Genomic DNA, 12,450 nt, shown 5'->3' with positions numbered 1-12,450 from the left:
CATCCCCCCACCCCTCACCCCCACTTCGGAGGCGCAAGTGCGTTCCCTTCTCGCCCGATTACCGCGTCGGCCCTGGACCGCGGTCCTCACCGCGGCCGTGCTGTCGGCGTCCGCCCTCACGGTGCTGCCCGCGAGCGGCGCGGAGACCGGCTGCCGGGTCGACTACACCGTGAACAAGTGGACCGACGGCTACACCGCACAGATCAAGGTCACCAATCTCGGCCCGGCGCTCGACGGCTGGCGGCTGACCTGGACCTACACCGGCGACCAGCAGGTGACCTCGGCCTGGAACGCGACCGTCACCCAGACCGGCGGATCCGTCGTCGCCACCGGCACGAGCTGGAACGGCGCGCTGCCCACGGGAGGCGCCGCCGAGTTCGGCCTGCAGGGGACCTGGCGTTCGGCCGACCCCGCACCGAGCGACTTCGCCCTCAACGGCGTGCCGTGCGGAGGCGACGGCACCACGCCGCCGACCACGCCCCCCACCACCCCACCGCCCACGACCCCGCCGCCGAGTGCCGACTGCGGCGACGCGGTGATCTGCTCGGACTTCGAGGACCAGACCGGCTCCGCCCCGTCCGGCGACTGGCGCTTCACCGCACCCGACTGCCAGGGCACCGGGACGGCCGCCGTGGACACCGCCGTCGCGCACAGCGGCAGCCGGTCACTGCGGGTCGACGGCCGGGCCGGTTACTGCAACCACGCCTTCGTGGCCGCCACCGCTGACCTGTCCTCGGTCGGTCCGGTGATGCACGTGCGCATGTGGGTGAGGCACACCACCGCGCTCCCCTCCGCCCACGTCACCTTCGTGTCCCTGCCCGACACCTCCCAGAGCGGGCGGAGCCTGCGCGTCGGCGGCCAGAACGGCGCCCTGCAGTGGAACCGGGAGAGCGACGACGCCACCCTGCCGGCGCAGAGCCCGGCCGGCGTGGCGCTGAGCAGGCCGCTGCCGACGGGAAGCTGGCAGTGCCTGCGCTTCGCGATCGACACGACGGCCCCGGGACTCGACACCTGGCTCGGCGACGAGCAGGTTCCCGGCCTGCACGCCGACGGTGTGCCGACGCAGGACATCGACCAGCAGTGGCTCGCCCGTACCACCCCGCCCCGTCCCACCGCCCTGCGACTGGGCTGGGAGAGCTACGGGACGGGCGACGACACGCTGTGGTTCGACGACGTGGCCGTGGGCTCCGCCCCCATCGGCTGCTGACAGCCCCTCGGCCGGGACTCCCGGCCGGCGCACGCCCCGGCGTCCCGCCCGGAACACGGCCGGACGCCGGGGCGGACGGCCGTGTTCCGGACGAGTCCTCCCCGCACATGTCACAGAACCGCGGCCGGCGTCCTGTGTGCATGGGCCGCTGAGCGCGCGGGCACCGGGCCGGACCGGCGACGGCGGGTTCAGGACGAGCCGCGGGACGCGGACTCCTCGAGCTCGCCGGCGAGCGTCTCCGCGTCGTACGGCCCGGTGTGCCGCCGGTCGCCGACGAAGAAGGTCGGTGTGCCGCGGGCGCCGCTGGCCTCGGCGCCGGCCGCGTCGGCCCGTACCCGCTCGGCGGTCTCCTCGGCGTCGACGTCATCGAGGAAGCGCTCCACGTCGAGTCCGATCTCGATGGCGTACGCGGCGATGTCCTCGAACTCCAGCCGGTCCTGGTGCTCGTACAGCAGGTCGTGCATCTGCCAGAAGCGCCCCTGCGCGCCGGCGGCGACGGCCGCCCGCGCGGCGAGCACGGCGTGCGGGTGGACGTCGGGGAGCGGCAGATGCCGGAAGACGTAACGGAACCGGTCGCCGAAGCGCTCCCGCAGTTCCTTGGTGACGCCGGTGGCGCGGGCACAGTAGGGGCATTCGAAGTCGCCGTACTCCACCAGGGTGAGGGGCGCGTCCACGGGTCCGGCGATGTGGTCCGTGGCCGGGTCGACCGGGCGGGCGAGGGTACGGGGCAGATCGGCGTCCGTCTCGCCGCGCAGGACGGCGGCGAGGTGGAACGCGAGCCACCCCAGGGCGGTGGCGAGCACGGCGGCCAGCAGGACACCGACGACCGCCTGGTCGCGCAGGACCGGGTCGTCGAAGGCGAGACCGGCGATCAGCAGGGAGACGGTGAAGCCGATCCCGGACAGCACGGCGCCGCCCACGACGTGTCCCGGGCCCACCCCCTGGGGGAGCCTTCCGAGGCGGAGCCGGGTGCCGAGCCAGGTCCCGCCCCACACGCCCAGGAGCTTCCCGGCCACGAGGCCGGCGACGACGGCCCAGGTGAGCCGGGAGGACAGGGCACTTCCCAGGACGCCCCCGCGCAGGTCGATACCGGCGTTGGCCAGGGCGAACAGCGGGACGACCACATAGCTCGCCCAGGGGTGCAGCATCAGTTGCAGCCGCTCGTTGACCGAGACCGCCCGTTGCAGCCCCACGCGTGCCGACAGCCCCACATCGGCGCGGGGCGACTGGCGGAAGGCGCGGGCGAGCCGGGTGGCGCGGTCCACGGCCTCGGGCGCGGGGGCGTGGGCGGGGATGAGGAGACCGCCGAGCATGCCGGCGATGGAGGCGTGGAGACCGGCCGCGAGGGTGGCGAGCCACAGCACGAGGACGACGACGAGGTACGGTGCCGCGCGCCAGGCACCCAGCGGGGTCAGCGCGGCGAGGACCGCGCAGAGGACGAGTGCCGCCAGCAGCGGCAGCGGGCGGACCGTGTCCGAGTAGACCAGGCCGATCACACTGACCGCCACGATGTCGTCGATGACGGTGACGGCCAGCAGGAAGACCCGCAGCTGGGTGACGAACCGGGGCCCCACCACGGCGAGCGCCCCGAGCATGAAGGCCGTGTCGGTGCCGATGACCGTGCCCCAGCCGCCGCCGGCCTCGCCCCAGGGCGCGATCGCCAGGTAGAACAGCACCGGAACGACCATGCCGCCGAGGCCGGCCGCGGCCGGGAGCAGAACGCGGCGGCGGCCGGCCAGCGAGCCGACCGAGGACTCGTAGCGGACCTCCAGGCCGACGACGAAGAAGAAGAGGGCCATCAGGCCGTCGCTCACCCAGTGCCCCAGGTCCATGGAGAGTTCGGCGTCGCCGAGCGACAGGGACGCCTCGGTCGCCCAGAGCGACTCGTACCCCCCGGACCAGGGCGAGTTGGCCCACCCCAGGGCCACCACGACAGCCGCCAGGAGCAGCCCGGCGCTGCCCGCCTCGGTGGTCAGGTAGGTGCGTACCGGATCGGCGAGCTGGGCGGCCAGCGAACGCCGCCGGGCCCTGGTCTGGGAGGACGGGGCGTTCTTCGCGCGCTTCACGGGTGTCCCCCTTCCTGGCCGCCTGCTCCGTCCGGGCCGGGGCTTTCGGTCCTCCCCCCACCCGATGGTCGCGTTCCGTCCGCCCGTGGGCACCCGGAGCAACCGCTTGTTGCGCCGTTCGAGTCGTGGGGGAGGCCGGGGCGGGCGCGGGCCGGGAACTCGTACGAACCGCCCCGCCCGCGTGCCGCGCCGGATCAGCCCGGGGTGCCGGCGCGCGGCCCCCGGTGACGTCGCACCACCTCCGCGTACGCCTTCGCGCTCGGCTTCGGACGGCGCTCGAAGGTGTCGCGGTCGACCTCGTGGAGCCCGAGCTGGGCGCCGTATCCGAAGATCCACTCGAAGTTGTCCATGAGTGTCCAGTGGCAGTACCCGAGGACGGGCGTCCCCGCGCGCACCTCGGCCGCGAGGTGTTCGACGGCGGCGGGGACGAAGGCGGCCCGCTGCGCGTCGTCCGGGGTCTGGATGCCGTGCTCGGTGACGAGGACCGGCACCCCGGACACCTCGTGGGCGTAGCGCACGGCGCCCGCGAGGGAGGCCGGCTCGATGACGGTGCCCATCCCGTTGCGCTCGCCCTCGGGCGTCACCTCGCCGTCGGGGCCGTGGACGATCCGCTCGTAGTTCTGCACGCCGATGAAGTCGTCGTGGCGTGCCTCGCACAGCCAGTGGTCGTAGACGGCGGCGCGCTTGGCGTCCCGGCGTCCCTCACCGCCGGGGAGGGCCACCTCGTCGGCGATGGCGATGGAGACGCCGACGGGCAGGTCGCCGCGACGGGCCTTGATCGCGTCGCGGGCGGCCCGGTGCGCCCGCGTGAACGCGGCCTGGAACTCGTCCTGCCGGTGGGCGGGGATGACGTTCGCGCTGGCGTAGGTCCCGCTCCCGGCGGTGTGCGCGGCGGCTTCGAGCATGCGCGCCTTGAGCGTCTCGGCCTCGGCCGGGAGCTTCGCGCCCGCCTGGAGCAACTGTTCCAGGTTGGGTTCGTTCAGGGTGACCGCGTGGGAGACGCGGTCGCCGAAGCGCGCCATGACGCGGTCGCACTGCTCGGCGAAGCGGGCGGGGGCGTCGGCGGCGGTCCAGGAACCGGCCGCGGCGAACCAGTGCGGGGCGGTGAAGTGGCTGAACGTCACGACGGGGGCGAGACCGCGTTCGAGGCAGCCGTCGACCTTGCGCTCGTAGTGGTCGAGGGCCTCGGCGGAGACGACTCCGCGCTCGGGTTCGACGCGGGCCCATTCGACGGAGAACCGGAAGGCGTTGAGCCCGAGTCCGGCGGCCAGGTCGAGGTCCGTCTCCCACCGCTGGTAACCGCGGCACGCCGGACCGCTCGGTTCACGGAACAGCGAGGGCGTCGTGTGCTCCAGGAACCAGGTGTCACTGGCGCTGTTGTCGCCCTCGTTCTGGTGCCCCGCGGTGGCGACGCCCCACAGGAAGGTGTCGGGCAGGCTGGTGTGGGTCATATGGGTGTTCCTTGCACTGGTTCGGGTACGGCGGTGGGCGGGGCGTACGGTCGTCACCGCGCGGTCGCGGGGAACGGCGCGTAGAAGGTGTGCCGGCCGGGTCCGGCCTCCACGGGCTCCGCGCCCGGCAGATCGACCAGCGCGGTGACGTCGGGCGGTACGACGACGTCGACGCGCAGCCTGTCGCCCTCCCGGCTCCACCCGGCCCCGGCCCGGCCGTACGGCGTCTCGTGCTCGGCCCGCGCCCAGGTCAGGCCGCCGCCCGGCCGGGGGCGGACCAGCAGCCGCCGGTAGCCCGGCTCGGCGGGAGCCAGACCGGCCACGGTGCGGTGCATCCAGTCGGCGACCGCGCCGAGCGCGTAGTGGTTGAAGGAGGTCATCTCGCCGGGATTGACGCTGCCGTCCGGAAGCATGCTGTCCCAGCGTTCCCACACGGTGGTGGCGCCCATGTCGACCTGGTACAGCCAGGACGGGCACGCCCGCTGGGTCAGCAGCCGGTAGGCGGTGTCCACGTGTCCGGTGCCGGCCAGCGCGTCGCACACCAGGGGAGTGCCGAGGAAACCGGTGCCGATGCGGTGGCCGCGCTCCGCCACCAGGTCCGCCAGCCGGCGTCCGGCCTCGGCGCGCTCGGCGTCGTCCTCTAGCAGCCGGAAGCACAGGGCGAGGGCGTAGGCGGTCTGCGTCTCCTCCGTCAGGCGTCCGCCGCCGGCGTGGAAGCGGGCGAGGAAGGCGTCCCGGACCGCGTCGGCCAGGGCGTGGTGGCGGACGGCGTCGTCGTGGTCGTCCAGGACCTCCGCGGTGCGGGCCAGCAGCCGCGCGGAGTGCGCGAAGTACGCCGTGGCGACCAGGGCGGACGACGTCATCGCGCGGCCGGGGTCGTCCGCCGGGGCGGTCGGGTCCAGCCAGTCGCCGAACTGGAACCCCTCGCCCCAGATCCGGTCCGGTCCGGCCAGGCGGTCGACGGCGTCGACCCAGGCGCGCATCGACGGGTACTGGGCGCGCAGCACCTCCGTGTCGCCGTAGCGCTCGTACAGCACCCAGGGCACGACGACGGCCGCGTCGCACCAGCCGGCCATCGGCGGGTTGCCGGGCGGGATCGGCACCGGGGTGATCACCGGGATGTCGGGGCTGAACACCGGCGGCACTCCGCGCTCGTCGGCGCCCTGGTCGGCGGCGAGGTCGCGCAGCCAGGAGCGCAGGAAGTCACGGACGTCGTGCAGGAAGGCGGCGGTGGGGGCGAAGACCTGGACGTCCCCGGTCCAGCCGAGCCGCTCGTCGCGCTGCGGGCAGTCGGTGGGCACGTCGACGAAGTTGCCGCGCATCCCCCACACCACGTTCTCGTGCAGCCGGTCCAGGGAGGCGTCCGAGCAGGAGAACCAACCCGTGCGGCGCAGGTCGCTGTGGACGACCACGGCCGTGACGTCGGCCGGGTCCAGGTCGCCGGGCCAGCCCTCGACGTCGGCGTAGCGGAAGCCGTGGAAGGTGAAGCGGGGCTCCCACTCCTCGCCCGCCGGGTCGCCGCGCAGGACGTAGCGGTCGGTGGCGAGCGCGTGCCGCAGCGGACGCGTGCAGAGTTCGCCGTCCTCCAGGACCTCCGCGTGGCGGAGGGTCACCGTCCGGCCGGCCTCGCCGCGGACCCGGATGCGCAGCCGTCCGACGAGGTTCTGGCCGAAGTCGAGGACCGTACGCCCGGTGGGCGAGGTGGTGACCGCGACGGGCGCGAGGTGCTCGATGCGGCGCACCGGCGGGCTGTCGGCCGGGAAGAGGACGGTGGTGTCGAAGTCGACGACGTCGGCCGGCTGCCACGCCGAGTCGTCGTAGCCGGCTTCGCTGAAACCCGCCCGCTCCCGGCGGGCGTCGTACTCCTCGCCCTCGTACAGACCGGCGGCGAGGACGGGCCCGGGGCTCCAGCGCCAGCCGTCCCCGGTGGCGACGGTCCCGGTGGTGCCGTCGGCGTACTCCAGGCGCAGTTCGGCGAGGAGCCCGGTGCGTTCTCCGTAGATGTCCCGGGTGCCGCCGTTGAACCCGAGCAGGCCCCGGTACCAGCCGTCGGCCAGGTGGGCGCCCCAGGCGTTGCGGCCCGCACGGACCAGGGCGGTGACGTCGAAGGACTGGTAGCGGTGGCGGTGGCGGTAGCTCGTCCAGCCGGGGGCCAGTACGTGGTCGCCCACGGTGGTGCCGTTGAGCTCCAGTTCGTAGACGCCGAGGGCGGTGACCAGGAGCCGGGCCGACCGTACGGCGGTCCGCGCGGTGAACTCGCTCCGCAGCAGCGCGGCCGGGCGGGCTCCCTCGGCGGGCGTGGGGACGCGGGGACTGACGACGCGTGCGGTCCAGTGGTGGTTCATGGCGCCCTTCTCGGTGGTGACGGGGGAGCAGGCACGATCATGCAGCCAATACCTAGTGATTGCTAGGTGTTCGAGTGTGTGACGTGCGGCACGCGCGAGGAGGCACCCGGGTCGATAAGTCATGCTCATGACAAACAGGGGCGCCGCTGGAGGCCGGGTTGCTCCGAAGAGGCCCCTACAGCCCCTGCCCGTCCGTGGAGATGCCCCGCAGCAGGCGGTCGAGGTGGCCGCGCATGACCGCGATCAGGTCGAAGGAACGCCCCGAGGCCAGCCACTGCTGCTGCAGACCCGCGTCCATGGCGACGCACTCGCGGGCGATGCCTTCGTGGTCCAGCCCGGGAAGCAGCTCCCCGCTGCCGCTGCCGGCCCGCAGCCGGTCGGCGAGCTCCGCGACGCCCTTCTCCTGCCAGGTGGTGAAGTGGTCGTGGGCCGGATGGTCGGGCGCGGTGGCCTCGGCGGTCAGTACGACCGCCAGCTCCACCATGCCGGGCATGCCGAGCGTCTCGGCCGTGTCCTCCAGGTGGCAGCGGAAGGCGTCCCGCACCGAGTCGGAGACGCGCTCCCAGCGCACGTCCATGCGCTCGTGCCAGTACTCGACGACCGCGAGCAGCAACTGCTGCTTGTCACGGAAGTGGTGCAGCAGCCCGGCGTCGGTGATCTCGGCGTCCCGTGCGACGCGGGCGAGGGAGGTCTTGCGGTAGCCGTCCCTGCCGAAGCGCAGCAGGGCGGCCTCCAGAATCTGCGTGCGCCGCGCCCGGCCCGCCGTGTAGTGGCCGCGAGGTCCCCTGGGTGTCGCCATGTCAGAACAGTACCGGCGGGGTGCGGGGCGGCGGCCGGCCGTACCGGCTGTGGGTGTGCTGTGTGAGGTGGGCCACACTCTCGAAACCTAGCGGTCACTAGGTGTTCAGGTCATCATCGAGCCACGCGACGACAGGTTGCCGCGCTGTCACATCCCCGTGAACCACGCGTCACGGCAGCCCGTCCTCAGCCCTTCCCCCACATGCTCCCCCTTCCTTCGGCACCTCCGTGAAAGGAGGGCTGGCATGACGACGTCGTCATCAAGCCCCACGGTCGACCACGCGCCCCGCGACCCCGCGGACGGGCGGTGGACGCCCCGCCTGGTCCTGATCCTCATCGCGCTCGCCTGGCCGACCCAGCTGCTCGCCGCGGGTGGCATCCTCGGCGCCAACGCCATCGCGGGCGTCGCCCAGGCGTTCCACACCACCCAGGTGGTGTGGTTCGGTCTGACCCTCACCCTGGTGTCGACCCTGCTCACCCCCTTCGTGATCAAGCTGGGAGACCTGTACGGCAAGCGGCGCGTCATGCTCGCGATGACGGCCCTGGGCGCCCTCGGCGAACTGCTGGCCGCGCTGGCCGGCAGCTTCTGGCTCGTCCTCGCCGGCCGGGCGATCGCCGGGTTCTACGGGCCCTTCGGCGCCCTGTCGTTCGCCGCCGTGCGGGACGTCTTCCCGGCCCGGCTGGTGAAGCAGGCGAGCGGCGTCATGGGCAGCAGCGTCGGCCTGGTGGCCATCGTCTCGCCGTTCCTCGCGGGATGGCTGATCGACACCTGGGGGTACCGCGGGGTCCTGTGGTTCCTCGCCGCCGCCACCGCGGTCGCCTTCGCGCTGATCGCGCTGCTGGTTCCGGAGACCCCCCGGCACGCCTTCGGGTCCCGTCTCGACTGGCCGGGCGGCCTGGTCCTCGGCGGCGGCCTGACGGCCGTGGTCTACGCCCTCGGCCAGGGGCAGAGCTGGGGCTGGGCGGACGCGCGGACCCTGGGCTGGCTCGGAGCGGGCGCCGCCGCGCTGATCGCCTTCCTGTTCGTCGAGCGCTCCAGCGCCCACCCCATCCTGGACCTGAAGGTCCTGCGCCGCCGCCCGGTCGCCCTGGCGCTGACGGCCGGCGGTCTCGGCCAGACGGTCGCCTTCACCATGCCGGGCCTCGCCATCCTGCTCGCCCTCTACCCCGCCATTCCGGGAGTGTCGGACGGGCTCGGCTGGACCGCCCACCACAACGCCGTCGTCAGCGTGAGCTGGAACCTGGTGATGTTCGGCACCGGCATGCTGGTCAGCCGGTACCTGCGCCGCTTCGACGCGCGCCGGGTGTGGTGCGCGGGCCTGGCGGTCATGGCCGTCGGCTACACCCTCGTGGGCTTCTTCCACGGCGACGAACTCCAGCTCATCGTCACCTCCTGCGTCGCCAACGTCGGCGCCGGCGTCGTCGTCTCGGTGGCGCCGGTCCTGGTGATCGGCGTGGTCTCGCGCGACGAACAGGGGCTGGGCAGCGGCATGCTCAACATGCTCATCAGCCTGTTCGGCGCCGTCGTGACCGCCGGCGCCTACGCCGTGCTCGGCGCGAGCAGCACCACCGTCGACGGCACCGCCTTCTACCTCGACGCCGGTTACTCCGGGATCTTCTGGCTCGGCGCCGCGGTCACGGTCGTGGCCCTGGTGCTCTCCGTCTTCATCCCGCGGCTGCGCGAACCCGAGGAGAGCCCCGCCGGCGGCTGACCCCGCGCCTTCAGGGCTTCGTCAGCGACCGGAACCCGGTCGGCGTCATGCCGGTGCGCTGACGGAAGAAGGCGCTGAAGACCGTCGGGTAGGTGAACCCGATCCGTTCGCTGATGGCGGCGGGCGGCAGCGAGCTGTGGATCAGCAGACGTTTGGCCTCCAGCAGCACCCGGTCGTCGATGTAGCGCTTGGCGCCGCAGCCGAGGGCAGCCAGGGTGGCCCGGGTCAGGGTGCGCGGACTGTAACCGAGCCGGGCGGCGTAGTCCTCGACCCGGTGGGTCCGGCGGAAGTCCTCCTCCACGGCCTCGCGGAACAGCCGGAACGGCTCGCCGCCGGAACGCCCCTGCCGTCGCGGGCCGGCGAGGTGGACGAGCCGGATCAGGAGCACCGACAGCAGGTTCCGCACCGTCTCGATGTACGCCTCCAGCGGCAGGTCGGACAGCGCGGCGTGCTCCTAGACCAGGGCGTCCAGGAGTCGCAGCAGGGCCGCCTGCCGTGGCTCGTCCGGCGTGACGAGGCGGTACGGGACGTGCGCGCCGTCCCGGATCAGCGCGTCCGTCGCGGCGCTGGGGAAGCCGGTGGGGAAGACCAGGACGGTGGCGTCGCAGCCCCGGTGCCCGTCGGGGAACTGCAGCACCTGTCCGGGCCACACCCACAGCCAGTCACCCGGCGCGAGCGGGTACGAGGTGAAGTCCACCGAGCACGCGAGCCGCCCGCCGCGGACCGCGACGACCACGTGGAACGCCGGACGTCCGGGCACCGTGAGGGGCAGCCCCCGCTCGACGGCGCGGGCGGCGAGTCCGGGCAGGTCGAGGACCTCCAGACCCGGCGGCCTGCCGGGTGTCGGCCGGTACGACACGGCCGGGACGCCGGCCGCCGCACGGCCCACGGGGAACTGTCCGTTTTCCTTCATCGCGTGCCCGAGTGTACGTAGGCCGTCCCTCCCGGCCGGTCTAGCGTGAAAGACGAGCCGCGAAAGGGCAGGGCACGAGCCGCCGGCGCCCCGGCCGAGTCCCATTTCCTTCTTTCTTCAACTTCTTCAACGGGAAGGACCACCATGACCATCGAGTTCGCCACCCGCTACCGCGAGCGCTCCCACATCCCGCCCGAGCCGGGCAAGCCGTACTTCATCGAGAAGGGCAAGGGCGACCGCGCCCACCTGTTCACCGACCTGTTCACCGTCTACGCCGGCGGCGAGCAGACCGAGAACACCTTCAACTTCTTCACCTGCGAGGGCCCGAAGGGCGACATCATCCCCGCCCACTCCCACCCGGACACCTACGAGGTCTTCTACATCACCGACGGCGCGGTACGGCTGTTCGTCGAGGACCTCGAGGGCGAGCAGTACGAGAAGCTGCTCACCGCGGGCGACTTCGGGTTCGTGCCCAAGAACTGCCCGCACGCCTACCGCATCGAACGCCACCACAGCCGGATCGTCGGCGTGGCCGCGGGCCCCGGCGGCACCTTCGAGCGGTTCTTCGAGAACCTCGGCACCCCCACCGACGAACTCGGCCTGCCCCGGGAGCCGTTCGTCCCCGAGCCGCACAAGTTCGGCACCGTGCCGCAGCGGTACGACGTGAACTTCCTGCCCGGCCACAAGTGGCGCACCGGAAGCTGAGCGCTCCATGCCGTACCTGAAGGCACTGCTCGCCGGAGCGCTGGTCGGCGTGGCCTACGTGCTGGTGCGGACCGAGTCGCCCGCACCGCCCCCCGTCGCGCTGGCCGGACTGCTGGGCATGCTGCTGGGCCAGGCCGTGCTGGAGACCCTGTGAGCGCCGCCGGCACCACGCGGGGCTTCCTCCGCAAGGCCGGCCTCTCCTTCGCCGCCGGTCTGCTCATGGGCGCGCTCTACTGGGCGATGGACCTCACCTCACCCGCCCCGCCGCTCCTCGGCCTGACCGGGCTGGCCGGCATCGTGCTCGGCGAACGCGCCGCCACCGCCGTACGCGACCGCCCGGCCCGGCGCCGTCCCGCTCCTCCTCCGTCCGCCGCAGAAGAAGGAACCCCCCGTGTCCCCTGACACCCCCGGATACCTCGACGTCCACGCCCACTTCCTCACCGACTCCTACGTCCGCCGGGCCCGCGGGGCCGGACACGAGCTCCCCGACGGGGTCCCCGCCTGGCCCACCTGGTCGGCGGCCGCACACCTGGAGCTGATGGACCGCTGCGGTATCGAGACCTCGATGCTCTCGATCTCCTCACCGGGCGTCCACTTCGGCGACGACACCGCCGCCCGCGGCCTGGCCCGCGAGGTCAACGAGGCCGGCGCCGAGACCGTGCGCGACCACCCCGGCCGCTTCGGCCTGTTCGCCTCGCTGCCCCTCCCGGACGTCGACGGCGCCCTGGAGGAGATCGCGTACGCCTACGACACCCTGCACGCCGACGGGGTGGTCCTGGAGACCAACACCCACGGCACCTACCTCGGCGACCCGGACCTGGAGCCCGTGTGGGCCGAGCTCGGCCGGCGCCGCGCCGTCGTCTTCCTGCACCCGACGTCCCCGGTGTGCTGGGAGCGGTCCGCCCTCGGACGCCCCCGCCCGATGATCGAGTTCGTCTTCGACACCGCCCGCACCGTCACCGACCTGCTCATGGCCGGGACGCTGGACCGCCACCGCGACCTCACGGTGATCGTGCCGCACTGCGGCGGCGCCCTGCCGGTGCTGGCCGACCGCATCGACGGCTTCATGAGGATGTTCATGCCCGAGGGCACCGAGGCCCCCGGCGCCGTCGAACAGCTCCGCCGCCTCCACTACGACCTCGCCGGACCCGCGCTGCCCCGCCAGCTCCCCGCCCTGCTGAACCTCGTCGGCAGCGACCGCCTCCTGTACGGCAGCGACCACTGCTGGACCCCCGCCGCCGGGGTGGAGGCCC

12 protein-coding genes are annotated in these 12,450 nt (G+C 73.3%); 6 read left to right on the top strand and 6 right to left on the bottom strand.

Annotation, left to right across the window (positions count from 1 at the left end; translation table 11 throughout):
• Window positions 1–97: 97 nt before the first annotated feature.
• Window positions 98–1,207, top strand: a complete 1,110-nt coding sequence (locus B7767_RS38750; protein ID WP_373408273.1) for a cellulose-binding domain-containing protein — start codon at window positions 98–100, stop codon at window positions 1,205–1,207.
• A 188-nt stretch (window positions 1,208–1,395) separates the two neighbouring features.
• Here B7767_RS38750 and nhaA read toward each other — a convergent pair whose 3' ends face one another.
• From nhaA to B7767_RS38730, 4 genes are all read right to left on the bottom strand, one after another.
• Complete coding sequence (gene nhaA / locus B7767_RS38745; RefSeq protein ID WP_085576054.1) at window positions 1,396–3,273, bottom strand: Na+/H+ antiporter NhaA; 1,878 nt, start codon at window positions 3,271–3,273, stop codon at window positions 1,396–1,398.
• 194 nt (window positions 3,274–3,467) lie between these two features.
• Window positions 3,468–4,724 (bottom strand): family 1 glycosylhydrolase, encoded by a 1,257-nt coding sequence (locus B7767_RS38740; protein ID WP_085576053.1) that lies wholly within the window; start codon window positions 4,722–4,724, stop codon window positions 3,468–3,470.
• Between the two features lie 53 nt (window positions 4,725–4,777).
• Window positions 4,778–7,069, bottom strand: a complete 2,292-nt coding sequence (locus tag B7767_RS38735) for an alpha-L-rhamnosidase (protein ID WP_085576052.1) — start codon at window positions 7,067–7,069, stop codon at window positions 4,778–4,780.
• Window positions 7,070–7,244: 175 nt separating this feature from the next.
• Entirely contained in the window at window positions 7,245–7,868 is a 624-nt protein-coding gene (locus tag B7767_RS38730) for a TetR/AcrR family transcriptional regulator (protein ID WP_085576051.1), read from the bottom strand.
• Window positions 7,869–8,112: 244 nt separating this feature from the next.
• Here B7767_RS38730 and B7767_RS38725 point away from each other — a divergent pair, with 244 nt between their 5' ends.
• Complete coding sequence (locus B7767_RS38725) at window positions 8,113–9,579, top strand: MFS transporter (RefSeq protein ID WP_085576050.1); 1,467 nt, start codon at window positions 8,113–8,115, stop codon at window positions 9,577–9,579.
• A gap of 10 nt (window positions 9,580–9,589) precedes the next feature.
• Here B7767_RS38725 and B7767_RS49195 read toward each other — a convergent pair whose 3' ends face one another.
• Together B7767_RS49195 and B7767_RS49190 are read right to left on the bottom strand one after the other, a co-directional pair.
• Complete coding sequence (locus B7767_RS49195) at window positions 9,590–9,985, bottom strand: helix-turn-helix transcriptional regulator (RefSeq protein ID WP_306298045.1); 396 nt, start codon at window positions 9,983–9,985, stop codon at window positions 9,590–9,592.
• 48 nt (window positions 9,986–10,033) lie between these two features.
• The gene (locus B7767_RS49190; protein ID WP_306298044.1) at window positions 10,034–10,492 is read right to left on the bottom strand and encodes a hypothetical protein; all 459 of its coding nucleotides are present in this window, start codon (window positions 10,490–10,492) and stop codon (window positions 10,034–10,036) included.
• 144 nt (window positions 10,493–10,636) lie between these two features.
• Here B7767_RS49190 and B7767_RS38715 point away from each other — a divergent pair, with 144 nt between their 5' ends.
• From B7767_RS38715 to B7767_RS38700, 4 genes are all read left to right on the top strand, one after another.
• Complete coding sequence (locus B7767_RS38715; protein WP_085576049.1) at window positions 10,637–11,197, top strand: quercetin 2,3-dioxygenase; 561 nt, start codon at window positions 10,637–10,639, stop codon at window positions 11,195–11,197.
• 7 nt (window positions 11,198–11,204) lie between these two features.
• Window positions 11,205–11,351 carry a DUF1427 family protein gene (locus B7767_RS38710; RefSeq protein ID WP_078914118.1) on the top strand — a complete coding sequence of 49 codons (147 nt, stop codon included), beginning with the start codon at window positions 11,205–11,207 and terminating at the stop codon, window positions 11,349–11,351.
• Complete coding sequence (locus B7767_RS38705) at window positions 11,348–11,599, top strand: DUF1427 family protein (RefSeq protein WP_085576048.1); 252 nt, start codon at window positions 11,348–11,350, stop codon at window positions 11,597–11,599. Before B7767_RS38710 ends, B7767_RS38705 begins: the two co-directional genes overlap by 4 nt.
• Window positions 11,589–12,450: amidohydrolase family protein (locus tag B7767_RS38700; RefSeq protein ID WP_107486576.1), on the top strand; the 862-nt coding region annotated here is incomplete at its 3' end. The genes B7767_RS38705 and B7767_RS38700, both read left to right, overlap by 11 nt.

This window comes from Streptomyces sp. 13-12-16 (assembly GCF_002114215.1).
GTDB lineage: Bacteria > Actinomycetota > Actinomycetes > Streptomycetales > Streptomycetaceae > Streptomyces.
This window is presented reverse-complemented; position numbering and strand designations above follow the sequence as displayed.